This is a genomic window from Pseudomonas sp. PvP027, assembly GCF_017833005.1.
GTDB lineage: Bacteria > Pseudomonadota > Gammaproteobacteria > Pseudomonadales > Pseudomonadaceae > Aquipseudomonas > Aquipseudomonas congelans.
On record NZ_JAFIBK010000001.1, the window covers coordinates 4,021,095 to 4,045,637 of the forward strand.

Consider the following 24,543-nt stretch of genomic DNA (forward strand, 5'->3'; position numbering starts at 1 on the left):
GACACAGGTCCTGGCTTTTCATTTGCTGCCGCGCGTTACAGATCGTTCAGAATGTCTGCCATGTCATCGGCGTGCTCTTCTTCCTGAGCAAGGATTTCTTCGAAGATGCGGCGGGTAGTCGGATCACTGTCGCCGAGGTATTGAATGATCTCGCGATAGCTGTCGACGGCGATGCGCTCGGCAACCAGATCTTCGTAGACCATTTCCTTCAGCGTGTTGCCAGCCACGTACTGCGCGTGGGAGTTCTTGGACAGGGTGTCCGGGTTGAACTCCGGCTCGCCGCCCAGTTGCACGATACGCTCGGCCAGTTTGTCAGCGTGCTGCGCTTCCTGCTCTGCGTGTTCCAGAAACTCGGCTGCCGCGACGCTCGCTTTCAGGCCCGACGCCATGTAGTAGTGGCGCTTGTAGCGCAGCACACAGACCAGCTCGGTAGCCAGCGATTCGTTGAGCAGGCGCAGGACCGTTTCGCGGTCAGCGCTGTAACCTTGAGTCACAGCACCATCCTCAACGTTCTGGCGTGCGCGCTGGCGCAGAGTGTTTACATCGGAAAGCTGTGATTGCGGTGCAGAATTCATCATTTATCTCCAGGACTCATCAGGTTTTGCTGTCTCGCTCTATAGGTGGCCCGGCAGGATCAGCAAAGATTGTGAGTGCCGAAGGAGGCAAAAAGTTTTATCGGATTTTCCCTGGTTCCGACGGTTGTGACTGAATGTAAAAATATAAGAAACGAGTACCGAGCCCCGCGGTCCCAACCTTGAGACCCAAATAAATCGTGGAGATACACAATGCTCAAGTTCCTGGGAAGCACCGTCGGCATCATCTTTCTGATCGGCCTGGTCGTGGTTATCGCCCTGTTCAAGCTGGTTTTCTAAAAAGCATTCAACAAAAAGCCCGAGGCATTTATGCCTCGGGCTTTTTGTTTGTGCCTGTCTTTTGATTACATCGCTTTTTCGTTCTTCTCGCGTTGTTCGCAAGTCATGAAACCCTTGTTGGTCACACGGCCGTCGCTGTTGAAGCTGACGTGGTAAACCTGTTTGTGGCCGTCCTTGTTCATGACGTAGTTGTTGCAAGTGCCTGGGTTGACCTGGCGCTCGATGGTGCTCGAAGGCTCACCGCCGATAGTCAGGACCTGCTGGCGCGTCATGCCGTTCTCGACCTGCTTGACCAGCGGCTCGTTGCGATAAGTGACGTAGTCCACCGGGTTCTGCACGGTTGTGTTGCTGCAGCCAGCCATCGTCGCCAATACAAAGGTCGCCGCGAAGAGTTTTTTGTACATCGTTATTGCTCCACATGTCAGAGCCGGTTTTGGCCCGGTATGCCTTGGAGCAGGGGAGAGGCTCAAGAGTTCGAAAAAAAGATGGCGATGAGGCAGTACTTTGCATCCACTCTGATGCCGTTGCTGAATCCCCTGAACGCCATGACGATCGGGCATGAAAAGCGCCCTGAATATTCCTCGCACGTTCCCGAAAGGCCGAGGTCAATCTGATGGCATGGTTGAGCGTTTTGCTCAGCCTTGGGCTCGGTCATCGGTTGTCGGACCGTAGTTCGTTAATCAGCCGCTCCTCAGTGACGGCCAGGAAGATGCGATGAGCGATAAAGAACTGTATGAGATCGAGTACACCCTGCTCGGCGAGCACCACGTAGACGTTATCGAGAATCTTGACGTGCCCATCATCGAAGTGGTGCACGAGCTGGCGCTCAAGCATCACGTAGAACTGGACGAGCTTCCAATGGGTGAAACCGGGCTGCCTCTTGCCGCCGGTATCACCGATGTGTCGATTCACAGCCTGGAGGGCAGCGAAGGCAGCGCGACTGCCTAATCCGCCCTGGACCGCAGCGGCGTCGTCCAGCGCTCCGCGAGGATGACGCCGCACAGCGTCAGCGCTCCGCCGAACAGGTGATAGAGCGCCAGTTGCTCGCCCAGTGTCGCCGCGGCAATCAATGCCGTGGCGATGGGCATCAGGTTGAAGAACAGTGTTGTGCGGCTGGGGCCCAGGCGCATGATCGAGGTCATCCACAACCACGGCGCGAGCATCGACGTCGGAATTGCTGCATACAGCACCATCGGGATGTTGCTTGTATTCAGGCCGGTTTTCGCCGACAGCATGAACGGCGGCAGCAATACGATAATCGCCAGCAGGATCTGTACGTAAAGCAACTGCAGGGGCGGCAAACGCAACTGCCACTTCTTCAGCAGCGTGCTGTAGACCGCATACGATGCGGCTGCCACCAGCACCATCGCATCGCCTCGATTGACACCCTGCTCGATCAGGCCGGCCGGATTGCCCGCCGAGACCACCACGATCACCCCTGCAAATGACAGCACCGCCCCGAGCAGCGCACCGGAGGTCAGGCGAGTGCCGAGGCAGGCTATCGATAGCCCCAGCGCCATCATCGGCACCATCGACTGAATGATCCCCATGTTGGTGGCGGTTGTCAGGCTGGCCGCGAAATACGCCAGGCTCTGATACAGCGCGGTGCCAAGCAGGGCCAGAATGAAAATCTTGCCGAGTACCGGTTTGATCGCCGCGCGGTTCGCCCACACAGGTCCGAGCATGAACGGTGTGAACAGCAAACCGGCCAGCGCCCAGCGATAAAAGCCTATTTCAGCCGGAAAGATCACCCCGGCAGACGCCTTGGTGACGGCTGTGTTGATCGCCCAGATAAGGACGGTAATCAGCGGGAAAGCGTATTGCATGAGGGGATCATCGTTAAAGCGAGGCGTAATTATCCGCCTGTTTGTCGAGAATGCCAGCGGCGATGCTCTGTGTTCCGTCATAGACCGCAGACGCTGACTACACTGAGTCTCAGCCTGTGCCGCCCGGCGCAGCGGATCTGGAGAGTGGATCGATGAAGAAGCTCGGTATTCCTGTGTTGCTGTTTGGCTTGATGTTGTCTGCCCAGGGTTTTGCTGCGACCGCGCAGCAGAACAAAATGACCACCTGCAATGCCGACGCCAGCGCGAAGTCGCTGAAGGGCGATGAGCGCAAGACGTTCATGAGCACTTGCCTGAAAGCGGTACCGCCGCCGGCGGCCACCCAGCAGGAGAAGATGAAAACCTGCAACGCGACCGCCAGCACTCAGGCGCTCAAAGGGGACGCGCGCAAGAGTTTCATGAGTGATTGTCTCAAGAAGAAATAATTTTTCAGTCGGCATCGTTGCTGCAGGCAAGGGGCGCGGGTGCAGTAAACACTGCACTTTCGCGCTGTTCTTGAGCCGATCATCGGGCAGATGATTGCGGCTTGTTTTTTCCGGCTTTCGGATCACTGGTTCTGGACTGAGAAGGCTGGCAGACTGCCCACCTTCCTTGTGTTGCCCGTTGAGGGTCTATGCCAACGTTTTCTGCGCGTCAGGTGTTAATAGCCAGCTGGATTCTTGTATTTGGCGGTCTGTTATTGGTGTTGCCATTCAAGTTGTTGCCCAGCCTGTTGGCCGGACTGTTGGTCTTCGAACTGGTCAACATGTTGACCCCCAAGCTGCAACGTCTGATCTCCGGCGAACGGGCTCGCTGGCTGGCTGTGGCGTTGCTGGGCACGCTGGTGGTCAGCCTGCTGACGCTGATTTTTGCCGGGGCCATCAGTTTTGTGCTGCACGAAGCCGAAAACCCGGGCGCCTCGCTCGACAAGTTCATGACCCTGGTCGACCGCGCGCGTGGTCAGTTGCCACCGTTCATCGATGCCTATCTGCCTGCCAGTGCCGCGGAGTTTCAGGTTTCGCTCGGGCAGTGGCTGCAGAAGCATGTGGGTGAGTTGCAATTGATCGGCAAGGGCGCCGCGCACATGTTCGTCACCATGCTGATCGGCATGGTGCTGGGCGCGATCATTGCCTTGCAGCGTATCTCCGACGTGCATGCACGCAAGCCGCTGGCTGCCGCACTGTTTGATCGTCTGTACCTGGTCAGCCGGGCGTTTCGCAACATTGTTTTCGCCCAGATCAAGATTTCCCTGCTCAACACGGCATTTACCTCGGTGTTCCTGGCCATCGTGCTGCCGCTGTGCGGGATCCACCTGCCGCTGACCAAGACCCTGATCATCATGACCTTCCTGCTTGGCCTGTTGCCGGTGGTGGGTAACCTGATGTCCAACACATTGATCTTCATCGTCGGCATGTCCATCTCGATCTGGGTCGCGCTGGCTGCGCTGGGCTACCTGATCGTGATCCACAAGGTCGAGTACTTCCTCAATGCGCGCATCGTGGGCGGGCAGATCAATGCCAAGTCATGGGAGTTGCTGTTGGCAATGCTGCTGTTCGAAGCCGCATTCGGCCTGCCGGGCGTAGTCGCAGGGCCGATTTACTACGCGTACCTGAAGAGCGAGTTGCAGAAGGAAGGGTTGGTCTAGGGCGCTTGCGTAGATAGGCGTCCGAAAGAACGCCTATCGTGCCAGCGCTCCGCGTTGGCATGCAGTTCCGGACGCTCTGCGTCCGCTCTTGAGTCTGCGGTGCGGCAGGAATCTGTGACGCGGAGCGTCACGAAAGGCATTCCCACGCCGGAGCGTGCGGAACGATAGACACCTGATTATCGTGCCAGCGCTCCGCGTTGGCATGCAGTTCCGGACGTTCTGCGTCCGCTCTTGAGTCTGCGGTGCTGCCGGAATCTGTGACGCAGAGCGTCACGAACGGCATTCCCACGCTGGAGCGTGAGGAACGATAGCTCTATAACTATCGTGCCACCGCTCCGCGTCACATGACTAGCCGTAACGCTTCTTCGCTTCGATGGCCAGGCCGCTGCCGATGCTGCCGAAGATGTTGCCTTCGACGTGGCGCGCCTTGGGCAGCATGTTTGAGACGCTGTTGCGCAGGGCAGGGATGCCGCTTGAGCCGCCGGTGAAGAACACCGTGCTGACCTGTTCGACACTCACTCCCGCATCGTTCAGCAAATTCGTAACGCTGTTGCGCACCCGCTCAAGCTGGGCGTCGATGGCTGCTTCGAACATCACCCGGCTCAGATCCACGCTCAGTCCGGCTTCCACTCGATCCATGAGCAGGTGACGGCTGTCGGCTTGGGTCAGCTGGATCTTGGTTTCTTCCACTTCCATGGCCAGCCAATGCCCGGCGCGCTGTTCGATCAGCTTGAACAGGCGATCGATGCCGCCGGTGTCTTCGATGTCGTAGCGCATGCTGCCCAGGGCCAGTTGCGACTTTTGCGAGTACACCGCGTTGATGGTGTGCCAGGTCGCCAGGTTCATGTGGTGGCTGGTCGGCATGTACGCACCGCTTTTCATGCGGCTGCCATAACCGAACAGCGGCATCACGCCTTGCAGGCTCAACTGCTTGTCGAAGTCGGTCCCGCCGATGTGTACGCCACCGGTGGCGAGGATGTCCTGCTGGCGATCATCGTGCTGGCGTCGCTCGGGCGACAGGCGCACCAGCGAGAAGTCCGAAGTACCACCGCCAATGTCGACAATCAGTACCAGTTCCTCGTCCTGAATGGTGGACTCGTAATCGAAGGCCGCAGCGATAGGCTCGAACTGGAACGACACGTCCTTGAAGCCGATCTTGCGGGCCACCTCAGCCAGCGTGTCTTCGGCTTCCTGATCGGCCTGGGCGTCGTCATCGACAAAATGCACCGGACGGCCCAGGACGACTTGCTCGAATTCGCGTCCGGCCGTTTGCTCCGCTCGCTTTTTCAGTTCGCCGATAAACAGGGCCAGCAAATCCTTGAAAGGCATCGCCGTGCCCAGCACGCTGGTGTCATGTTTGATCAGCTTGGAGCCCAGCAGGCTCTTGAGCGAGCGCATCAGGCGGCCTTCGTAGCCTTCCAGATACTCGTGAAGCGCCAGGCGGCCATACACCGGGCGGCGTTCTTCCATGTTGAAGAACACCACCGAAGGCAGGGTAATCTTGTCGTCCTCCAGCGCGATCAACGATTCCATGCCGGGTCGTTGCCAGCCGACAGTGGAGTTGGACGTGCCGAAATCGATACCGCAGGCACGGGCCGGGGATTGGTCATTCATGTCTTTTACGTTCCAGTCAAAAAACGGCCGCGCAGTTTATGTCAGCGCGGGCAAATTGCGTAGCGCGACACGTCGCTTATATTTACCTGGCTGTATTTGCGGCCAAGGCTTGAACTGAGGCCCGTTACCCCCAATCTTGAAGGGATTCTCGGTAGACCCTGTTGTCGGACATTATGTTGTCGAGCTATCGACCCGCCGGCAAAGGCAGCTGGTCTATCTGTATATTTTTCGACGTTAGGTAATCCAGATGCCTCGTGACAGAGGGAGCTGGGCGCGTGACGCCAGCGTATCTGGCTTTGCCGGATAATTCGGATGGGTGATCGTTACATGGATTTCAAAGACTACTACAAGATACTTGACGTAGAGCCGACTGCGGACGACAAGGCGATCAAGACCGCCTATCGCAAACTCGCGCGCAAGTATCACCCGGACGTCAGCAAGGAAGCAGGCGCCGAAGACAAGTTCAAGGAAGCGTCCGAAGCGTATGAGGTACTCAGCAGCCCTGAAAAGCGCGCCGAGTATGACGAACTGCGCAAATACGGTCGTCAGGGCCGTCCGTTCCAGACCCCGCCGGGCTGGCAAAGCCGTGCCGGCGCCGGAGCGGGCGGGTTCGAGGAAACGGCAGACTTCTCGGAGTTTTTCAGCTCCATTTTCGGTGGCCGGCCGCAGCAGGGCGGGCGCACCCGCAATCCTGGGCGTACCGGGCAGGACGTGGAGATGGAACTGGCGGTGTTCCTCGAAGAGACCCTCTCGGGGGAATCCAAACAGGTCAGCTTCAAGGTGCCGCAGCACAGCCCCAACGGGCAGCGCATGAGCGATATCACCAAGACGCTGAACGTGAAGATTCCGGCGGGCGTCGTCGATGGCGAACGCATTCGTCTCAAGGGGCAGGGCGCGCCGGGTGTGGGCGGCGGTGCCAATGGCGATCTGTACCTGATCATTCGCCTGGCCCCGCACCCGCTGTTCGAGGTCGAAGGCCATGATCTGGTCATCACCGTTCCACTGGCGCCCTGGGAAGCCGTGCTGGGCACCAAGGTCGCTGTGCCGACGCTGACCAGCAGGATCAACCTGACCATCCGCCCGGACAGTCAGAACGGGCAGCGTCTGCGGATCAAGGGTAATGGCTTGATGAACAAGAGTGGCGAACGCGGCGATCTTTACGCGCAGTTGAAAGTCGTCGTGCCCAAGCACACAGACGAGGCCGCCAGGGCGCTCTGGCAGAAACTGGCAGACAGTTCGTCGTTCGACCCTCGCGCGCAATGGAAGGGCTGAGCGGCGTAGTCTTCCGGTTCTGTCTTTTCTGCCTGAGCTGATGCGGCCTCCCGCATCAGCAGGCAATCAGCCCCGGTCAGTTTTTCGGCAGCACCACATTGAAGGTCGTGCCCTCGCCAACGGTCGAGGTCACAGTGATGCTGCCGCCGTGGGCGTTGACCACTTCCTTGACGATGAACAGGCCAAGACCCAGGCTGGTCGACGTGCCGCGTGTTTCGCTGTTTTCCTCGGTGCTGCGCACCAGCGGATCGAAGATCGTTCCGATAGCGTCTTCGGCAATCGGTTTGCCTTCGTTGTGGACCACCAATATCACGGCTTTCTCGGCACCTGTGACAGTCACCGTTATCTCGTGACTGGCCGCGCCATGCTGCAGGGCGTTGCCGATCAGGTTCTGTAACATCTGGCTGATCCGCCCGGCGTCCCAGTGACCCTTTGTGTTGCCTTCGATGTTCAGCACCGGAACAGAGTCCGGTCGCCCGGCGCAGGCCTCCTCGATGGCCTCTCGGCAGGCGCTGGCCAGGTCCATGTATTTGCGCTCCACCGGCAGCCCGGCGCCCAGACGACTGCGCACGAACTCCAGCAGATCGCTGACCATCGAGCCCATGTGACGGGTGCTGGTCTGGATACGTGAAACATAGGACTGGGTCTTGTCGTCCAGCGGTATTTTGCGTGACAGCAACTCGGTGGACATGCTGACGGCCTGCAGCGGCGCGCGCAGGTCGTGACCGAGAATGGCGAGAAAGATATCCCGTGAGCGGCCAACCCGCTCCGCATAGGCAGCGGTGGACTCGGCAAGCGCCTCGTCGATGGCTTCGTTGAAGCGAATCACGTCCTGAAAATCGGCCAGTTGCGGCGCCGCCAGGCTTTCTACCCAGAGGCGGATGACGCTGGCGCGCAGATGGCGAAACTCGGACGTCATCTGCACCAGATCAAAGCCGACCTCATGGCGCAACTCGCCGTGGCTGCTGGCTGCTTCGTCCAGGCTTGGCGTCTTGTTCAGCTCCTCGCCTCTGGCCTTGGCAATCTCCTCGCTTTTGCTCTGCGCGGTCTTCATGTCCCGTGCAGCGGCGAGCAGGATCGACTTGGCATGATCCCGCAACTCGGCCTTGGTCATCGTTTCTGCCGCAGGTTTCAGGGTTCTGGCGAACTCTTCCCATTCATCGACAATGCGATCCACATGAATAACGATGAATTCGGAAAGGCGCATGGCCGGTTACCTTTGGAGGAGCGTGACGAAAGAATGGGCGCATATTACCTCCTTTGCATGACGCGACAAACAGGGCGTTTACTGTCATTTTTGTCATTAGACGCCGTTTTTTGGGGGCCTGTGCTCGATTGGCGATCAATTGAATGGGAGTCCTGAACACCAGTGTCATGACCGTGACCGAGTCAGCCGTCCCCAAAGAGGTGCTGGAGGCCGGCCACCACAGGCTTGTGGTGGTGGAATTCTAGACTGAAGGAAAGGTTGATAAGCAGGGAGAGGAAATGCCAGCGCCAGAATGGATACGATTTTCGAGGGGCTGGAAACGGACTACGCCTGCTCCAGGCCGGGCTATCGGCAATCTCGCTGCTGAAACACCCAAGGGCCTTCGCAAACCGAAAGCCCTTTGTGTGGCTTCAAAACAGAAAGTACCGCTGCGCCATCGGCAGCACATCCGCAGGCTCGCACCACAGCAACACCCCGTCGGCCTTGACCTGATAGGTCTGCGGGTCGACTTCGATGTCCGGCAGGTAATCGTTGTGGATCAGGTCTTTCTTCTGCACGGTGCGGCAGCCTTTGACGACGCCGATCTGCTTCTTCAGGCCCAGTGACTCCGGTACACCTGCGTCGAACGCCGCCTGGCTGATGAACGTCAGGCTGGTGGCGTGCAGCGAGCTGCCGTAGCTGGCGAACATCGGACGGTAATGAACCGGTTGCGGGGTCGGGATCGAAGCGTTGGCGTCGCCCATCAGGCTGGCAGCGATGGCCCCACCCTTGAGGATCAGGGTCGGTTTGACGCCAAAGAACGCTGGCCGCCACAGCACCAGATCCGCCCACTTGCCGACTTCGATCGAGCCCACTTCATGGCTGATGCCGTGGGTGATCGCCGGGTTGATGGTGTATTTGGCGATGTAACGCTTGGCGCGGAAGTTGTCGTTGCCCGGGCCATCCTGCGGCAGTGGGCCGCGCTGTTTCTTCATCTTGTCGGCGGTTTGCCAGGTGCGCATGATCACTTCGCCGACCCGCCCCATGGCCTGGCTGTCGGAACTGAGCATGGAAAAGGCGCCCAGGTCGTGAAGGATATCTTCGGCGGCGATGGTCTCGCGGCGGATGCGGCTTTCCGCGAAGGCCACGTCTTCGGCGATGCTCGGGTCCAGGTGATGGCAGACCATGAGCATGTCCAGGTGCTCGTCGATGGTGTTGCGGGTGAACGGACGTGTCGGGTTGGTCGAACTCGGCAGCACGTTCGGCGAACCACAGGCCTTGATGATGTCCGGCGCATGACCGCCACCGGCACCTTCGGTGTGATAAGTGTGAATCGTGCGGTTCTTGAACGCGGCCAGGGTGGTCTCGACAAAACCTGACTCATTGAGCGTATCGGTGTGGATCGCGACCTGCACGTCGTATTCGTCGGCAACGCTCAGGCAGTTGTCGATGGCCGCAGGCGTGGTGCCCCAGTCTTCGTGCAACTTCAGACCGATGGCGCCTGCCTTGACCTGCTCGATCAGCGGGCCGGGCAGGCTGACGTTGCCCTTGCCGGTGAAACCGATGTTCATCGGGAACGAGTCCGAGGCCTGGAGCATGCGCGCCATGTGCCACGGGCCGGGTGTGACTGTGGTGGCGTTGGTGCCCGTGGCCGGACCGGTGCCGCCGCCGATCATCGTCGTCACGCCGCTCATCAGGGCCTCTTCGATCTGCTGTGGGCAGATGAAGTGGATGTGCGTGTCGACGCCGCCGGCGGTGAGGATCATGCCTTCGCCGGCGATGACCTCGGTGGCTGCGCCGACTGCGATGGTCACGTCCGGCTGGATATCCGGGTTGCCCGCCTTGCCAATGGCCGCGATACGCCCGTTCTTGATGCCGACGTCTGCCTTAACGATGCCCCAGTGATCGATGATCAGGGCATTGGTGATCAGCGTGTCGACCACGTCAGCGGCCAGCAGCTGGCCCTGGCCCATGCCGTCACGAATGACCTTGCCGCCGCCGAACTTCACTTCTTCGCCATAGGTGGTGAAGTCCTTCTCGACCTCGATCCATAGCTCGGTATCGGCCAGGCGAACCTTGTCGCCGACGGTGGGGCCGAACATGTCTGCGTAGGCTTGTCGGCTTATCTTCATCTCTCGTACCTCGGATTCAGAGCGGCAAGCTGCAGGCCGCAAACTGTAAGTTTTTCAAAGCGACCAGAGGCGAGCTGCAAGTCGTTAGTCGTCAAAGCTTTTGATCCTCGTGCAGGGTGCCCATCGTAGTCCGAACGCCCTGTTTCTGGAGGCTGTACCGGCCTCTTCGCGAGCAAGCTCGCTCCTACGGCCTCTGGCCAGAATCAAAAGCAGACGCGTGTATAACTCTGAGCGCGGAGCGTAGGAACGATCTTCAAAAAGCCTTCAATCCAGATCGCCCATTACCCGACCGGCAAACCCGTAAACCTTGCGCAAGCCGGCCAGGTCCACCAGCTCGACTTCGCGGGACTGGCCCGGTTCGAAGCGCACGGCGGTGCCGGCCGGAATGTTCAGGCGCATGCCCCGGCTGGCAGCGCGGTCGAAGGTCAGCGCGTCGTTGGTTTCGAAAAAGTGGAAATGCGAACCCACCTGAATCGGCCGGTCGCCGCTGTTGGCGACGGTCAGGCTGAGGGTGCGGCGTCCGGCGTTGAGTTCGATGTCGCCGGGCTGGATCTGGTATTGACCAGGGATCATGTCGGTTGCCCCAAGGTTTTGAAATAAATGGCGGTCGGCCGATAGCGACCGTCCGGTGTGGCGCAATAATCCGGCAGCTCACCGACACGGTGGTAGGCCAGCGCGCTGTAGAAGGCTTCAGCCGTCGAACCTGCTTCGGTGTCCAGATGCAGCAGCCCACGCTTGAGTTTCACGGCCGCCAGCTCCACGGCCTCCATCAATTGCCTGCCCAGGCCACGCCCGCGAGCCGCAGGCAGCACCATCAGTTTCTGCACTTCGGCGCGGTTCAGGCCATTGGGCTTCTGGCACAGCGACAGTTGCGCACTGGCCAGGACGTTCTCGTTCTCGACCACCACCCACAGCAGCAGAGTGCCAGCGGCGACGTCGACTCTGAGCCCGTCGCACCAGCCGTAGGCCTGCGCCATGTCGAGGTCGGCCATGAAACCGACCGACGCGCCATCATGAACCGTATCGAACAGCAGTTGCGCCAGACCCTGGCGGTAGTGTGCGAAGCTTTCGGCGGTGACGCGACGCAGCTGTGCTGGGTTCATGGCGTGCTCTCTAAAGGGCGGAGGGGGTTTGCGAAGCCGGTGGCTGAGCACCGGGCGACAGGTCGAGCTGCATGAACGTCAGGTCCAGCCAGCGGCCGAACTTGGTGCCGACCTGCGGCATTTGCCCGGTGGTCTTGAAACCCAGGCGGTCATGCAGGGCGATGGAGGCAGCGTTACCGCTTTCGATGGCCGCGACCATCATGTGCTTTTCACAGTCGCGGGCGCGCTCGATCAAGGCGGCCATCAGGCGCGGGCCCAGGCGTTTGCCGCGCTGGTCGGCGCGCACGTAGACCGAATGCTCGACCGTATGGCGAAAGCCTTCGAACGGCCGCCAGTCGCCAAACGACGAATAGCCGAGCACTTCGCCTGCGCTGTCGACCGCGACCAGAATCGGATAACCCTGACTCTGGCGAGCTGCGTACCAGGCCTGGCGGTTGGCCAGATCAACCGGCTGCTCGTTCCAGATAGCCGTGGTGTTCAGCACTGCATTGTTGTAGATGTCCAGAATGCCCGGCAGGTCGTCCGGCCCGGCATCGCGAATCACGTCCTGCATGATCACTCCTTCAGGCAATCGGCTGATGCACGGTGACGAGTTTGGTGCCGTCCGGAAAGGTCGCTTCCACCTGGATCTCCGGGATCATTTCCGCGATGCCTTCCATGACCTGATCGCGGCTCAGCAGGGTCGTGCCGTAGTGCATGAGCTCGGCGACGGTCTGTCCGTCACGCGCACCTTCGAGCAGCGCCGCAGAGATGTAGGCCATGGCTTCCGGGTAATTGAGCTTCACGCCGCGCGCCAGACGCCGTTCGGCGACCAGTCCGGCGGTGAAGATCAGCAGCTTGTCTTTTTCGCGTGGTGTCAGGTCCATGTGGCTTCCGTTTGTTCAGGTAGATGTCTTTCCCGCGCTTGAGCCGGGAATGCCGCCGCGCATGTCGTGCGTCCAGCCATCATGTATTCCAGATCCTCGGCGTGACGGCTTCCTTGCCCAGCAATACCGGGCGCAGTCGTTGCCACAGCGCGATCAGCCAGGCCCGGGCGTGCAACGCTTCGTCTGCCAGACAGCGAGCGACCAGCAGACCGGGCAATTGAGTCAGGTCGCCACGTACCGGGTTGGGCATCGACAGCGAACGGCAGGCCTCGAGTAGCTCGCTGCCTACATCGCCGGTCATCAGCAGGGTGGCGAACACTGTTCTCCCGTCCAAGCCAATGGGCGAGTCGAGCAGCCCGTCGCCACCGATAATGCGTTGTCGCTCATGCCAGAGCAATGTGCCGTCGCGACGGATATCCAGATGCGATTGAAAATGCCCGTGCTCGAACCGCTCGCCACTGGCCGGGCGGCCCAGCGCCACTACGTCCCAGTAGCACAGCTTCGCATCACCATGCAGCTCTATGCGCGTGCTCAGTTCTGCCTGGGCATTGCTGAAGACGATGGTTTCCTGCGGCAGCCATTCCAGTGTCGCACCGGGCTGGACGTGCAGTTCCAGTTGCTGAAAGGCCGGGCTGGCGGCGCGATACCATTTGGCCGCGCCGGGGCTGGTCAACTGTGCCCAGGCATTGGCTCCGACGGTGGCCGAGATATCCAGCCGGTCACCCCCGGCGATGCCGCCCGGTGGATGAACGATGATGTGCTGGCACACCTCCGGGCCTTCGGCGTACAGATGCTTTTGCACCCGCAGCGGTCCTTTGTGGCGCCGCAGTGTCGGGCGTGTGCTGTCATCGAAACGGCCGTAACCCAATTCCAGCTCGGCGTGCCAGCTGGGGGTGAAGAGGGCGGTGTTGGCAGGCAGGTTCATGATGTCTTCATTGGCTTGTCGAGTGCTGCACGATAACGGATTGACGCATCAAATGGTCACCAGACCTCGAACGCCGTCGCTCTCCATGTTCTCGCCACGGCCCTGCTGGACGATCTCGCCTCGCGACATCACCAGGTACTGGTCGGCCAGTTCCGCGGCAAAGTCGTAGAACTGTTCGACCAGCAGAATCGCCATGTCGCCCCGCTCGGCGAGCTTTTTGATGACTGCGCCGATTTCCTTGATCACCGAGGGCTGAATACCTTCGGTGGGCTCGTCGAGAATCAGCAGGCGTGGACGGCTCGCCAGTGCCCGGCCTATGGCCAGTTGTTGCTGCTGACCACCGGACAGATCGCCGCCGCGACGGTGCTTCATTTGCAGCAGCACCGGGAACAACTCGTAGATGAAGGCCGGTACTTCCTTGGCCTCGGAGCCCGGAAAGCGGGACAGGCCCATGAGCAGATTTTCCTCGACCGTCAGCCGGCCGAATATTTCCCGACCCTGCGGCACGTAAGCAATCCCGGCATGTACCCGTTGATGCGTCTTTAACTGGGTGATGGTCTTGCCCTCCCACTGCACCGAACCTTCCTTCGATGGCAGCAGGCCCATCAGCACGCGCAAGAGCGTGGTCTTGCCCACGCCGTTGCGGCCCAGCAGGCAGGTGACTTCACCGACCTTCACATCAAACGACAGACCGCGAAGAATGTGGCTGCCACCGTAATACTGATGAAGCTTTTCGACCTGGAGCATGGTTGCTGTTCTCGTCTGTTGCAGCGTAACCGCAGTGTTGCGAAGCGGGCGTCTGGACCGGCGTTCCCGCGCAGCGCGCCGGAACGATCAGTTCGTCACGTCAGCGGCCCAAATACACTTCGATCACGCGTTCGTCGGCCTGTACATCGTTCAGCGAGCCTTCTGCCAGCACGCTGCCCTGGTGCAGCACGGTGACATGGTCGGCAATCGAGCCGACAAACCCCATGTCGTGCTCAACCACCATCAGCGAATGCTTGCCGGCCAGGCCCTTGAACAGCTCGGCGGTGAATTCGGTTTCGGCATCGGTCATGCCCGCCACGGGCTCGTCGAGCAGCAGTAATTGCGGGTCCTGAACCAGCAGCATGCCGATCTCCAGAAACTGCTTCTGGCCGTGGGACAACAAGCCCGCAGGGCGGTGCATCGAGCTGGTCAGGCGGATCGTTTCCAGCACCTCACTGATCCGGTCCTGTTGTTCGCCGCTCAACCGCGCGCGCAAACTGGCCCACACCGATTTGTCGGTCTTCTGTGCCAGCTCAAGGTTTTCGAACACGCTCAAGGCCTCGAACACCGTGGGCTTCTGGAACTTGCGGCCGATGCCGGCCTGGGCGATCTGCACTTCGGTCATCTTCGTCAGGTCCAGCGTTTCACCGAACCAGGCCTTGCCGTGGCTGGGCCGGGTCTTGCCAGTGATGACGTCCATTAGCGTGGTCTTGCCCGCGCCGTTGGGGCCGATGATGCAGCGCAGTTCGCCTACGCCGATGTACAGATTCAGATCGTTCAGGGCCTTGAAGCCGTCGAAGCTGACGCTGATGTCTTCCAGCGTCAGGATCGTGCCGTGGCGAGTATTGAGGCCTTTGCCAGCGCTTTTTCCGAATCCCACTGCGTCGCGGCTGGTGCCCGCGTCGGAGTTCGGGGCCAGAATCGGTTCAAGCATGAAAGACGGGGTCGGAGTGGTTTTCATTGCTCGCTCCTTTTCTTCAGCATGCCGATCACGCCCTTGGGCAGATACAGCGTGACGATGATGAACAGCGCGCCGAGAAAGAACAGCCAGTATTCCGGGAAGGCCATGGTGAACCAGCTCTTCATGCCGTTCACCAGACCTGCGCCCAGCAGCGGGCCGATCAGCGTGCCGCGGCCACCCAGTGCCACCCACACAGCGGCTTCAATAGAGTTGGTCGGCGACATTTCGCTGGGGTTGATGATGCCGACCTGCGGCACATACAAGGCACCAGCCAGACCGCACAGCACGGCGCTCAGGACCCAGACGAACAGTTTGAAACCGCGCGGATCGTAACCGCAGAACATCAGGCGGTTTTCCGCATCGCGCAGCGCGGTCAGCACGCGGCCGAACTTGCTCTGTGCCAGGCGCCAGCCGATGTACAGACTGGCCACCAGCAATGCGACCGTCGCCAGAAACAGAGCGGCTCTGGTCCCTTGGGCACTGATGCTGAAGCCCAGAATGCTGCGGAAGTTGGTGAACCCGTTGTTGCCGCCAAAGCCGGTCTCGTTGCGAAAGAACAGCAGCATGCCGGCGAAGGTCAGCGCCTGGGTCATGATGGAAAAGTACACGCCCTTGATTCGCGAGCGGAAGGCGAAGAAGCCGAATACCAGCGCCAGCAGTCCCGGTGCCAATACCACCAGGCACATCGCCCAGAGGAAGTTGTCGGTGCCCGCCCAGTACCACGGCAGCTCGGTCCACGACAGGAAGGTCATGAAGGCCGGCAGACCATCGCCCGCGGCCTGGCGCATCAGGTACATGCCCATGGCATAACCGCCCAGGGCGAAGAACAGGCCGTGGCCCAGCGACAGCAGCCCGGCGTAACCCCAGACCAGGTCCAGCGCCAGCGCGACAATGGCATAGCAGAGGATCTTGCCCACCAGGGTCAGGGTGTAGGCCGAGACCTGGAAGCTGTTGTCGGCAGGCAGCAACGACAGCAGCGGCAGTGCCAGCAGCACCGCCAGTATTACGGAGCCTGCGGTCAGCGTGCCTCTGGGTCCGACTTTTTGCGCGGCAGTTACTATCAATGGCTGGCTCATCAGTCGATCACCCGTCCTTTCAATGCGAAGAGGCCTTGCGGACGTTTCTGGATAAACAGAATGATCAGCGCCAGGATCAGGATCTTGCCCAATACAGCGCCGATTTGCGGTTCGAGAATCTTGTTGGCGATGCCCAGCCCGAAGGCTGCCATCACGCTACCGGCCAGTTGCCCGACACCGCCGAGCACGACCACCAGGAACGAATCGATGATGTAGCTTTGGCCCAGATCAGGGCCCACATTGCCGATCTGGCTCAGGGCAACACCCCCCAGACCTGCGATACCTGACCCCAGACCGAAGGCCATCATGTCGATGCGCCCGGTCGGTACGCCGCAGCAGGCGGCCATGTTGCGGTTCTGGGTGACGGCGCGCACGTTCAGGCCCAGGCGGGTCTTGTTCAGCAGCAGCCAGGTCAGCACCACCACGAACAGCGCGAACGCGATGATCACGATGCGGTTGTAAGGCAGCACCAGATTAGGCAGCACCTGGATGCCGCCAGACAGCCATTGCGGGTTGGCGACTTCGACGTTCTGCGCGCCGAAAGCCAGACGCACGGCCTGAATCAGCATCAGGCTGATGCCCCAGGTGGCGAGCAGGGTTTCCAGTGGGCGGCCGTACAGGTGACGAATGACCGTCCGTTCCAGGGCCATGCCGATCGCGGCGGTGACGAAGAACGCCACCGGCAACGCGATCAGCGGGTAGTACTCGATGGCCCCTGGTGCGTAGCGCTGCAGCATCAGTTGCACGACGTAGGTGGAGTAGGCGCCCAGCATCAGCATCTCGCCGTGGGCCATATTGATCACGCCCAGCAGGCCGAAGGTGATCGCCAGCCCCAGCGCCGCCAGCAGCAGGATCGAGCCCAGTGACATGCCGCTGAACGCCTGGCCGAGGATTTCACCGATCATCAGCTTGCGCTTGACCTGTGCCAGGCTGGTTTCAGCCGCCACGCGTACCGAAGCGTCGGTTTCCACGCCAGGTGCCAGCAATGATTCAAGACGGGTACGCGCCAGCGGGTCGCCGGTTTCGCCCAACAGTCGCACGGCAGCCAGACGCACTGTCGGGCTGGTGTCGACCATTTGCAGGTTGGCCAGTGCCAGGGTCAGCGCGCTTTTGACGCTGGAATCGGTTTCGCTGGCCACGCGTTCGGTCAGCAACTCCAGTTGTGCAGGGCGCGCGCTTTTTTGCAATTGCAGGGCGGCGGCCATGCGCAGTCGTGTGTCGGCTGCCAGCAGTTGATGGCTGGCCAGCGCCGTTTCAACCAGGCCGCGCAGCCGGTTGTTCAAGCGCAATTTACGCGGTTCATCAGGCGTTGGTGCATCGGCGGCGGCAGGAGCCTGTGCATCGACGGCTACGTATTGATCGTTGTTTTCGATCCAGGCGCGCTTGCTGCTGTCGGCACCCACGCGGCCATCGCGCAAGGCTTCGAGCAGCTCGACGCGTTCCGGTGCAGGCCTGGTTGCCCAGGCCTCCAGCAGCTCTGCCTGTTGCGAAGAACTGGCTGCGACAAAGTCACTGGCATCGCCGGCTTGGGCAGCCAAAGGCAGCAGCAGGCTGATGGCGAGGATCAAACGGTAAAAATAAGAAGGCATATCAATATGGCCTTGGTCTGTTATGGCGTTCCACTAGACATTCGTGGCTGTTCGCCCTGACGCTGCTCGTTCCTCACGCTCTGCGTGGGAATGCCGTTCGTGACGCTCTGCGTCAACCATGCACCGAGCCGCGCGCTCAGGATCGGACGCGGAGCGTCCAGAACTGCGTTCCCACGCTGGAGCGTGGGAACGATCAGGCTGTGTTGATAGGGGGTCAGTTGCTCTTCGCCGGGGTGTCCGGCTTCTTGTCGTTGCCAGGGATGTACGGGCTCCATGGCTGGGCGCGGATCGGCTCTTTGGTCTGCCAGACGACGTTGAACTGACCGTCGTCCTGGATTTCGCCGATCATCACGGGCTTGTGCAAGTGGTGGTTGGTCTTGTCCATGGTCAGGGTAAAGCCCGACGGCGCTGCGAACGTTTGTCCGGCCATGGCTTCACGGACCTTGTCCACATCGGTGGATTTGGCTTTCTCGACCGCCTGCGCCCACATGTGAATGCCGACGTACGTGGCTTCCATCGGGTCGTTGGTCACGGCCTTGTCAGCGCCTGGCAGGTTTTTCTTTTTGGCGTAGGCCGTCCAGTCAGCCACGAACTTCTTGTTGACCGGGTTTTCCACCGACTGGAAGTAGTTCCAAGCGGCCAGATGGCCGACCAGTGGCTTGGTGTCGATGCCGCGCAATTCTTCTTCGCCTACCGAGAAGGCCACAACCGGTACGTCGGTAGCGTTCAGGCCCTGGTTGGCCAGTTCCTTGTAGAACGGCACGTTGGAATCGCCGTTGACGGTGGAGATAACGGCCGTTTTGCCACCGGCGGAGAACTTCTTGATGTTGGCCACGATGGTTTGATAATCGGAGTGACCGAACGGGGTGTAGACCTCTTCGATATCGGTATCTTTCACGCCTTTGGAATGCAGGAACGCGCGCAGAATCTTGTTGGTGGTGCGCGGGTAGACATAGTCGGTGCCGAGCAGGAAGAAGCGTTTGGCCGAACCGCCATCTTCACTCATGACATATTCGACGGCAGGGATGGCCTGCTGGTTAGGCGCGGCGCCGGTGTAGAAAACATTGGGCGACATCTCTTCGCCTTCGTACTGCACCGGATAGAACAGCAGGCCGTTGAGTTCTTCGAAGACCGGCAGAACCGATTTGCGCGACACCGATGTCCAGCAGCCGAACACCACGGCGACCTTGTCCTGGGTCAGCAACTGGCGGCCTTTTTCCGCGAACAGCGGCCAGTTGGACGCAGGGTCGACGACGACCGGCTCCAGCATCTTGCCGTTGACGCCGCCTTTGGCGTTGATCTCGTCAATGGTCATCAAAGCCATATCCTTGAGCGACGTCTCGGAGATGGCCATGGTGCCGGACAACGAATGCAGAATGCCGACCTTGATGGTCTCGGCAGCCTGAACGGTCCAGGTCAGTCCCATGGCGGCGATCGATGCGGACAGGGTAAAGGCTTTGATCAGGCTGCGACGCTTCATTGACTGGCTCCCTTAGTACATTGTTTGAGGTTTGGCGGCGGTACATTTCGTTGCGCTCTCAAGCTTTAGCAAGGTCTGGGCCAATATAGGAACGTCGCAAAATGGAACGAATGTGTCGCGGTTCGGGGGCGGTGTGCACCAAGGTGGAACCCGGCTTTGCCCCGCGTGCGCTCCGGGCTCTGCAATGGTGCAAGGCTGCTTTGCAGGAGCGCCGGCCAGGAATGGCCGGCTTTCCGGATCAGCCGCGTGCGGGTTTCAGACCCAGAGTTCCTGTTCTCCGGTATAGAGATCGTAGGTCTGATCGACCAGTTGTTCGGGCGCATCGAACCAGGCAAACAGCTGTCCGTTGATCCGTTTGGTCGCACCCAGTTGCACGCACGTGCCCGGTGGGATTGCCACGTGATCGCCAAGAAAGCCGGTGAACATGTTCTTTTTGGGCACCGCCGGCGCAAAGATAAAGAACACCGGGTGGTTTTCGGCATTGGCGTTGCGACTCACGAACCCGTCCTGGCTCCATCTGGAGGCGTTGGCTCGCGACACCGATGCAGACTGCACGCCATTGTCGGTAAATACCGAACCCACTTCGCGCTCAAGGCACGCCACCCCGTCGCTGGATACATAGGTGGCGCGAAATGCGGTGCCTTCCCACGCATTAAGCTTATGGAACTGACGCAGGAACTTGCGTGTCGTGGCATTGCGCACGCCGCTTCGCAGCAGCGGATTGATCTCCGTTGAACCGCCTTCCACGTAGGCGGTGATTTCGGAAAATTTTTCTGCGTTGGACGTCTCGGCCAGCACCAGGTAGTCGGTCTCGAAACTCAATCGTTCGGTGCTACTGGCTTCCTCCAGAGAGGCTGGCCAGAGAGTGGTCAGGCTGGTCAGCCGGGATTGGGCATTGTGGATTGCCTTCTGGCTAATGCGCGGTATCTGTTTACCGACGACTTTCCAGGCTCCACTCGTGCTGCGCAGGGCAAACTCCTGCTCGTGCACCAGTTGCGTTGTATCCATCGGGTTCACCCGATAAAGGCGTGAGTGACCGAACATGTTGGCCCGCCGGCTTATGAAGCAGGTCTGGCCCTCCGCCTCGATGGCGACAAAGCGCTTGGGGTCCATGGCGACGATCACTTTCGAGTCAGCGAAACGCGGGGCCCTGGAGTGCGACAGGAGGTAGCCGATCTGTACCTGTCCGTCACGGCCTATTCTGCGTATCAGGTGCGGACGTCTTGCCGTTTTTGCCGCATGGACTGTAGGTTTCAGGGCCAGCGCCAAGTGGCCGACCAAGGCGATGGCAAGATAGCTGATGGCGCTCAGAAACTCCTCGGCGGCGCCTTCCAGGTCGTTTTCATCGATTTTCGAAAAAGCGCTCCAGGTTTTGTAAAGTCCAGCGCCCAGCGAGACAGGCATCATGATCGGGCCAGGCAGAAACAGAATCGCAATGCTCGCGATCAGATCGAATCCCCGACCCGATTGCCCTGTACCGGTGGTCAGGCTCATCTGCCGTTTGGCTTCGTTGATCAGATGGTTGATCTTGGTCTCATGATTTTCCTCGTAAATGTCTTTGCTCTGGCTGACAAACACGACCGGGCGCAGCAGCCTTGACGGGATCGGTAGCAGCGTCAGTTGGGTGAATACTTCGGGCAGACGCCAATGCTTCGCTTCCTTTTCGTACTGCATGGCATGCAGCGTCTCAAGACGCCTGGAAACCGGTATTTGCTGAATCAGATACTGCTGGAAGGGTGCCTCTTCCAGAAAGCTGGTGGTCAGGTGATACATGCTGTTGAACCAGCGGAAAACGACACCGTCGGCAGCATCCAGCGTGCACAGCACCAGCGGCCCCTTCTCGAATGTTCCGGCTGGAGCAATCAGCATCACGTTGGTCATCTTGAATTGGTTGACGCTGAAAAAACGGACTTCAATGGCTTGCTCGTTTATGGTTCGCCGTCCTTGAAGTCCTGGCGAATCCAGCACAGCCTTGATCCACTCGCGGCCGGGGTGTGCAAAAGCCTGTTGTTCGATCTCCAGCAGCGCCATCTTCATCTGAGCTCGCAACATGGCTTTTTCTGACCGCTTGAGCTGCTGTGCATACGCCGAGGTTTTCAGGTGCAGGTCAAGGTAATCACTGAGGTATCGGGGATCTTCCAGCGTGGCAATCAGCTCCGTTACGGCCTGCTTGTCCAAGTGCGCAAGGGAGACGCCTTCAGCGTCGACAGCGCGTAGAAGCACGGCATCCTTGGCCTTGGTGTGCAGGGCTTGGGTATGTGCCAGTTGCCTGAGCGAAACGTTCTCGGTCCTGGTTTCTGGCAATACAGGCGCGCCGGGAATATCGAGCACTTCGATGCCCGTCCTGTAGGTCAGTGAAATATTGATCTGTTGCGCTGTTGCAGCGATGGATAGCCGGTTCAGCAGTTGAGCCAGTTGCTGGTCGATAAAGCGCGTCGGATAGGTGCGGCTGTCATTTTCCGCCTGGCCGAAGTGCTCCTTGCTGGCTTTGCGCATGTTCACCACCTGCTCGCCAAACCGCTGTGCCTGGCGATGCCATGCCTGACGCTGCGTCAGCGTCATGGTTTTCCACCAATCGGGCATCTGGTTTTGCACCAGATCGCTGTCGAACCCGTCGAGTCGCCAGTGGTTGTCGAAGTAGATCCTGGGTTTCAGCAAATTCGCTATCGTTTTCTCGAAACAGACCGCGTCCATCTTCTGAGAGCGGGCCAGCTGTACAGTCTTAGCGAAGACCGACTGCTGCGCGACAACCTGCCGGGCAAGCAGCAGGCTGAGAAAATTGCCGTCCATCAGGGTGTATTGCCATTGCAAGACAGGGGTGGGGTTGGTGGGGCTTGCCTGCCCGGCGGTGACGCCGTCGCCCAAACGTCCTCGGTACTCGGGTTCAGTCACTCGCTGAACAAGCGCGTCGTTCAACTGTTGCAATGAGGCAAATGCTTCCAGCCCGTCATGGGGCGTAAACAGCAGGACATCTTCCAGCTCTTCCAGCTCTGGCTGGACCGGCGCATCACGAAGACGCCGGGCAATGGCAAACGCGCCGTAAAGTGACAGCGGGGGGCCGTCGCCGTCTTGTGCCGACAGGCTGTAAACACTGTGCGCCTGTAAGTCTGCGAGACCCTCGGTCGCATTTGTGGCACAGGGCTCAAGGGCGGCCGAAAGCAGGCTGTAGTGCCCGGTCGTCATCTTTCCCAAGGCGATCAGCACTGCACATTCGGATGTCAGGCACTCGATCTGCTCTGCGACAAACCGGCTGCTCCGGGTTTCGCCATCAAGCGTCGCAGTGCTCCAGTAGTCTGCAAGATTTCGTATGTAGCACTGCTCCAGTTGCTCGCTGACCTGGGTAAAGAACGTTACGGTCGCTGCCCGCCCCAGCGGCTGAATGGCTGGTGGCTTGACGTCAGGTTGTTGTGTGTCAGGCGTTGGGGAGGGCGTGTCAAGAGGCGGGTGTAGAGCGACTACATCATTGTCGATCCATTGCAAATGGCCGGTGAAGTATTCGATCAGGCCAGGGATCAGTGGAACCCTGTGTATGTTGCTCCCGTGATCGAATTCGACCTCGCCGTCTCGGTAGGTCAGCCAGGTCGTTTCGACATCCAGCTTGGGTTTGAGGGGGTGAAGCAGTGTACGGGCCAGTTCTTGGGTCGTCTTGCTGAAGTCGGGTGGATAGGTATCGCTGGTGAGCGAGGCGTTTAGAGCCTGGGTTGATGCGGTGAGCGGTAAGGTCATGGTGCCGATTCGTCTGCATGATGGATGATCCGCTCGAGGCGTATGCCGGGCGGTTCATTTCATATAGTCAGGCTTGAAGGCACGCGGGTATCAGCCAGCGCAGTTCGAGGACTGCAGCATCGGCTGCCTGACCGGTAGGAAGTATCGGAAACGCGCGAGATTGAGCTAAGGGCGAGGCCTGAAACCGGGTATGAGGAGGAATTCATCACAACGCCACTCAGTGGTTTCAGGCCCCGCAGGGAGCAATCTAAGCTGTTGCCGCTGTTTTGGCAAAGCGCGAAAGCACTATTCGATCAAGCGCCCGGATAATCAGCATCGGACCTAGGTGCCAGGCGTGTCGCCGCGACAGTATCGCTCAAGGCATCAGCTCCCGGTTCTGCCCGTGAAAACTACTCAGTGCTGATGTTCCGGAGCCTGTTTTTGCACCACGACCTGCACCTCGACATCCCCCGCCTTTTCGAAATGCAGAGTCATTGGAAAGCGCTGGCCGACGACCAGCTTGGAACGGTCCTTGATGTCCAGCAGCATCACGTGCCAGGCCATTGGGGCAAAAGCCACCTTCGCGCCAGCCGGTATGTCGACCGCCTGAACGTGCTGCATCTTCATCAGCCCGTCGGCATGTACATGCTCATGCAACTGCGCCTGCCCGGCGATGGGCGTGTCGACGCTAATCAGGAGGTCGGCGCTGTCACCCTTGTTCTCGATGGTGAAATATGCAGCCACTGCCGGTGCGTTGGGCGGTAGCTCCATCGACCACGGATGGCCAATCAGCAATGCCCCTGCCTTGTACTCATGGGCGTTGACGAAGCAGGCTGGCAGCAGCAATGCGGCCAGTAGCAATGCTTTTTTGAGCATGGTGAGATTCTCCGGGGGATTCGATGTAAGGAGTGAAAGGTAGCTCAACTGGAAGTCCGAAACACTTGGGCAAACTTGTGAGTGCAGATGAGTGAGCCCGTTTCGTACAGTCGTTCTCCTCATGCAGTCATAAGGTGATCGTGATGAATGAAAGGGCACAGTCACATCGTTTGCGCCTTGGGCGATTCTCCGGTGCTGGTCAGATTTATTTGGTCACCGCAAAAACATTCCAGAGAAATCCTGTTTTTTCCGATTGGCGCATGGGACGTCTGCTGGTTGATGAACTTCGACACGTTCAGGAGCAGCAACTGGCCGATTCATTAGCCTGGGTCGTAATGCCCGACCATATTCACTGGCTGCTGCAGTTGAACAGCCACTCACTATCCAGCGTGGTACAGCGCGTTAAATCGAAAAGCGCGATCGCCATAAACAGAGCCAGAGGTTGCAGCGGACCTTTTTGGCAAAGCGGATTCCATGACGCCAGCATCCGCACTGAGGAAAGCCTTTTGGATTTCGCCCGTTATATTGTTGCCAATCCTGTTCGAGCCAACCTGGTCAAAAGCGTGCGTGATTATCCCTTATGGGACGCAATTTGGCTTTGAAAAACCGGCCTCTTCGTGAGCAAGCTCACTCCCACAGGTTCGAGGTGTTTCAGGCTATGTGGATAACTC

Annotated in this window: 23 protein-coding genes; 5 read left to right on the forward strand and 18 right to left on the reverse strand. The window is 59.6% G+C overall.

Going from position 1 to position 24,543, the window contains the following annotated elements; all coding sequences use genetic code 11:
- Positions 1-35: 35 nt before the first annotated feature.
- Both JOE33_RS17340 and osmE read right to left on the reverse strand, forming a co-directional pair.
- Positions 36-575, reverse strand: coding sequence for a ferritin-like domain-containing protein (locus JOE33_RS17340; protein ID WP_003317037.1), 540 nt, complete (start codon positions 573-575; stop codon positions 36-38).
- 362 nt (positions 576-937) lie between these two features.
- Positions 938-1,276: an osmotically-inducible lipoprotein OsmE gene (gene osmE, locus JOE33_RS17345; protein WP_010436526.1), complete on the reverse strand. Its 339-nt coding sequence runs from the start codon at positions 1,274-1,276 to the stop codon at positions 938-940.
- 310 nt (positions 1,277-1,586) lie between these two features.
- Between osmE and JOE33_RS17350 the strand changes: the two genes are divergently transcribed.
- Entirely contained in the window at positions 1,587-1,820 is a 234-nt protein-coding gene (locus JOE33_RS17350; RefSeq protein ID WP_010436529.1) for a hypothetical protein, read from the forward strand.
- Here JOE33_RS17350 and JOE33_RS17355 read toward each other — a convergent pair.
- Positions 1,817-2,698, reverse strand: coding sequence for a DMT family transporter (locus JOE33_RS17355; RefSeq protein WP_096126235.1), 882 nt, complete (start codon positions 2,696-2,698; stop codon positions 1,817-1,819). The two genes, JOE33_RS17350 and JOE33_RS17355, sit on opposite strands and share 4 nt — an antisense overlap.
- A 152-nt stretch (positions 2,699-2,850) precedes the next feature.
- Between JOE33_RS17355 and JOE33_RS17360 the strand changes: the two genes are divergently transcribed.
- Entirely contained in the window at positions 2,851-3,141 is a 291-nt protein-coding gene (locus JOE33_RS17360) for a PsiF family protein (protein ID WP_096139350.1), read from the forward strand.
- Positions 3,142-3,329: 188 nt separating this feature from the next.
- Positions 3,330-4,340 carry an AI-2E family transporter gene (locus JOE33_RS17365; RefSeq protein WP_003368896.1) on the forward strand — a complete coding sequence of 337 codons (1,011 nt, stop codon included), beginning with the start codon at positions 3,330-3,332 and terminating at the stop codon, positions 4,338-4,340.
- A 348-nt stretch (positions 4,341-4,688) separates the two neighbouring features.
- Here JOE33_RS17365 and JOE33_RS17370 read toward each other — a convergent pair whose 3' ends face one another.
- Positions 4,689-5,954, reverse strand: coding sequence for an Hsp70 family protein (locus JOE33_RS17370; protein ID WP_187624890.1), 1,266 nt, complete (start codon positions 5,952-5,954; stop codon positions 4,689-4,691).
- Positions 5,955-6,281: 327 nt separating this feature from the next.
- On the opposite strand from JOE33_RS17370, the gene cbpA reads away from it, so the two are divergent.
- Positions 6,282-7,226: a curved DNA-binding protein gene (cbpA, locus tag JOE33_RS17375; protein WP_122694997.1), complete on the forward strand. Its 945-nt coding sequence runs from the start codon at positions 6,282-6,284 to the stop codon at positions 7,224-7,226.
- Between the two features lie 76 nt (positions 7,227-7,302).
- Here the strand turns inward: cbpA and JOE33_RS17380 are convergent, their stop codons facing one another.
- The 14 genes from JOE33_RS17380 to JOE33_RS17445 form a co-directional block, all read right to left on the reverse strand.
- A complete protein-coding gene (locus JOE33_RS17380; RefSeq protein WP_122694747.1) occupies positions 7,303-8,433 on the reverse strand; it encodes a HAMP domain-containing sensor histidine kinase in 1,131 nt (376 codons plus the stop codon).
- A 410-nt stretch (positions 8,434-8,843) separates the two neighbouring features.
- Positions 8,844-10,544 (reverse strand): urease subunit alpha, encoded by a 1,701-nt coding sequence (ureC, locus tag JOE33_RS17385; RefSeq protein ID WP_003368889.1) that lies wholly within the window; start codon positions 10,542-10,544, stop codon positions 8,844-8,846.
- Between the two features lie 264 nt (positions 10,545-10,808).
- Positions 10,809-11,117, reverse strand: a complete 309-nt coding sequence (locus JOE33_RS17390) for an urease subunit beta (protein WP_002555403.1) — start codon at positions 11,115-11,117, stop codon at positions 10,809-10,811.
- Entirely contained in the window at positions 11,114-11,647 is a 534-nt protein-coding gene (locus JOE33_RS17395; protein WP_010436555.1) for a GNAT family N-acetyltransferase, read from the reverse strand. The genes JOE33_RS17390 and JOE33_RS17395 overlap by 4 nt, the downstream gene beginning before the upstream one ends.
- Before the next feature lie 10 nt (positions 11,648-11,657).
- Entirely contained in the window at positions 11,658-12,200 is a 543-nt protein-coding gene (locus JOE33_RS17400; RefSeq protein ID WP_187624891.1) for a GNAT family N-acetyltransferase, read from the reverse strand.
- 10 nt (positions 12,201-12,210) lie between these two features.
- Positions 12,211-12,513: an urease subunit gamma gene (ureA, locus tag JOE33_RS17405; protein WP_003317023.1), complete on the reverse strand. Its 303-nt coding sequence runs from the start codon at positions 12,511-12,513 to the stop codon at positions 12,211-12,213.
- Between the two features lie 79 nt (positions 12,514-12,592).
- The gene (locus JOE33_RS17410) at positions 12,593-13,438 is read right to left on the reverse strand and encodes an urease accessory protein UreD (protein ID WP_010436570.1); all 846 of its coding nucleotides are present in this window, start codon (positions 13,436-13,438) and stop codon (positions 12,593-12,595) included.
- Positions 13,439-13,486: 48 nt separating this feature from the next.
- The gene (urtE, locus tag JOE33_RS17415; protein ID WP_010436573.1) at positions 13,487-14,185 is read right to left on the reverse strand and encodes an urea ABC transporter ATP-binding subunit UrtE; all 699 of its coding nucleotides are present in this window, start codon (positions 14,183-14,185) and stop codon (positions 13,487-13,489) included.
- A gap of 100 nt (positions 14,186-14,285) precedes the next feature.
- Positions 14,286-15,146 (reverse strand): urea ABC transporter ATP-binding protein UrtD, encoded by an 861-nt coding sequence (gene urtD / locus JOE33_RS17420; RefSeq protein ID WP_010436576.1) that lies wholly within the window; start codon positions 15,144-15,146, stop codon positions 14,286-14,288.
- Entirely contained in the window at positions 15,143-16,222 is a 1,080-nt protein-coding gene (gene urtC / locus JOE33_RS17425) for an urea ABC transporter permease subunit UrtC (RefSeq protein WP_010436579.1), read from the reverse strand. The genes urtD and urtC overlap by 4 nt, the downstream gene beginning before the upstream one ends.
- The gene (gene urtB / locus JOE33_RS17430) at positions 16,222-17,811 is read right to left on the reverse strand and encodes an urea ABC transporter permease subunit UrtB (protein ID WP_187624892.1); all 1,590 of its coding nucleotides are present in this window, start codon (positions 17,809-17,811) and stop codon (positions 16,222-16,224) included. The genes urtC and urtB overlap by 1 nt, the downstream gene beginning before the upstream one ends.
- Before the next feature lie 214 nt (positions 17,812-18,025).
- Positions 18,026-19,291 carry an urea ABC transporter substrate-binding protein gene (gene urtA, locus JOE33_RS17435; RefSeq protein ID WP_003317017.1) on the reverse strand — a complete coding sequence of 422 codons (1,266 nt, stop codon included), beginning with the start codon at positions 19,289-19,291 and terminating at the stop codon, positions 18,026-18,028.
- Between the two features lie 255 nt (positions 19,292-19,546).
- Positions 19,547-23,017, reverse strand: coding sequence for a DUF6543 domain-containing protein (locus tag JOE33_RS17440; RefSeq protein WP_187624893.1), 3,471 nt, complete (start codon positions 23,015-23,017; stop codon positions 19,547-19,549).
- Between the two features lie 393 nt (positions 23,018-23,410).
- The gene (locus JOE33_RS17445; protein WP_187624894.1) at positions 23,411-23,872 is read right to left on the reverse strand and encodes a copper chaperone PCu(A)C; all 462 of its coding nucleotides are present in this window, start codon (positions 23,870-23,872) and stop codon (positions 23,411-23,413) included.
- Between the two features lie 143 nt (positions 23,873-24,015).
- Here JOE33_RS17445 and JOE33_RS17450 point away from each other — a divergent pair, with 143 nt between their 5' ends.
- Positions 24,016-24,474, forward strand: coding sequence for a transposase (locus JOE33_RS17450; protein WP_010437521.1), 459 nt, complete (start codon positions 24,016-24,018; stop codon positions 24,472-24,474).
- Positions 24,475-24,543: the final 69 nt, after the last annotated feature.

Coding starts and splice junctions, on each gene's coding strand:
- urtC (WP_010436579.1), bottom strand. CDS start 16,222: ATGAGCCAGCCATTGATAGTAACTGCCGCGCAAAAAGTCGGACCCAGA.
- JOE33_RS17355 (WP_096126235.1), bottom strand. CDS start 2,698: ATGCAATACGCTTTCCCGCTGATTACCGTCCTTATCTGGGCGATCAAC.
- JOE33_RS17365 (WP_003368896.1), top strand. CDS start 3,330: ATGCCAACGTTTTCTGCGCGTCAGGTGTTAATAGCCAGCTGGATTCTT.
- JOE33_RS17410 (WP_010436570.1), bottom strand. CDS start 13,438: ATGAACCTGCCTGCCAACACCGCCCTCTTCACCCCCAGCTGGCACGCC.
- JOE33_RS17350 (WP_010436529.1), top strand. CDS start 1,587: ATGAGCGATAAAGAACTGTATGAGATCGAGTACACCCTGCTCGGCGAG.
- osmE (WP_010436526.1), bottom strand. CDS start 1,276: ATGTACAAAAAACTCTTCGCGGCGACCTTTGTATTGGCGACGATGGCT.
- urtB (WP_187624892.1), bottom strand. CDS start 17,811: ATGCCTTCTTATTTTTACCGTTTGATCCTCGCCATCAGCCTGCTGCTG.
- JOE33_RS17370 (WP_187624890.1), bottom strand. CDS start 5,954: ATGAATGACCAATCCCCGGCCCGTGCCTGCGGTATCGATTTCGGCACG.
- JOE33_RS17360 (WP_096139350.1), top strand. CDS start 2,851: ATGAAGAAGCTCGGTATTCCTGTGTTGCTGTTTGGCTTGATGTTGTCT.
- JOE33_RS17400 (WP_187624891.1), bottom strand. CDS start 12,200: ATGCAGGACGTGATTCGCGATGCCGGGCCGGACGACCTGCCGGGCATT.
- urtE (WP_010436573.1), bottom strand. CDS start 14,185: ATGCTCCAGGTCGAAAAGCTTCATCAGTATTACGGTGGCAGCCACATT.
- JOE33_RS17340 (WP_003317037.1), bottom strand. CDS start 575: ATGAATTCTGCACCGCAATCACAGCTTTCCGATGTAAACACTCTGCGC.
- JOE33_RS17445 (WP_187624894.1), bottom strand. CDS start 23,872: ATGCTCAAAAAAGCATTGCTACTGGCCGCATTGCTGCTGCCAGCCTGC.
- ureC (WP_003368889.1), bottom strand. CDS start 10,544: ATGAAGATAAGCCGACAAGCCTACGCAGACATGTTCGGCCCCACCGTC.
- JOE33_RS17390 (WP_002555403.1), bottom strand. CDS start 11,117: ATGATCCCTGGTCAATACCAGATCCAGCCCGGCGACATCGAACTCAAC.
- JOE33_RS17380 (WP_122694747.1), bottom strand. CDS start 8,433: ATGCGCCTTTCCGAATTCATCGTTATTCATGTGGATCGCATTGTCGAT.
- JOE33_RS17440 (WP_187624893.1), bottom strand. CDS start 23,017: ATGACCTTACCGCTCACCGCATCAACCCAGGCTCTAAACGCCTCGCTC.
- cbpA (WP_122694997.1), top strand. CDS start 6,282: ATGGATTTCAAAGACTACTACAAGATACTTGACGTAGAGCCGACTGCG.
- ureA (WP_003317023.1), bottom strand. CDS start 12,513: ATGGACCTGACACCACGCGAAAAAGACAAGCTGCTGATCTTCACCGCC.
- JOE33_RS17395 (WP_010436555.1), bottom strand. CDS start 11,647: ATGAACCCAGCACAGCTGCGTCGCGTCACCGCCGAAAGCTTCGCACAC.
- JOE33_RS17450 (WP_010437521.1), top strand. CDS start 24,016: ATGAATGAAAGGGCACAGTCACATCGTTTGCGCCTTGGGCGATTCTCC.
- urtA (WP_003317017.1), bottom strand. CDS start 19,291: ATGAAGCGTCGCAGCCTGATCAAAGCCTTTACCCTGTCCGCATCGATC.
- urtD (WP_010436576.1), bottom strand. CDS start 15,146: ATGAAAACCACTCCGACCCCGTCTTTCATGCTTGAACCGATTCTGGCC.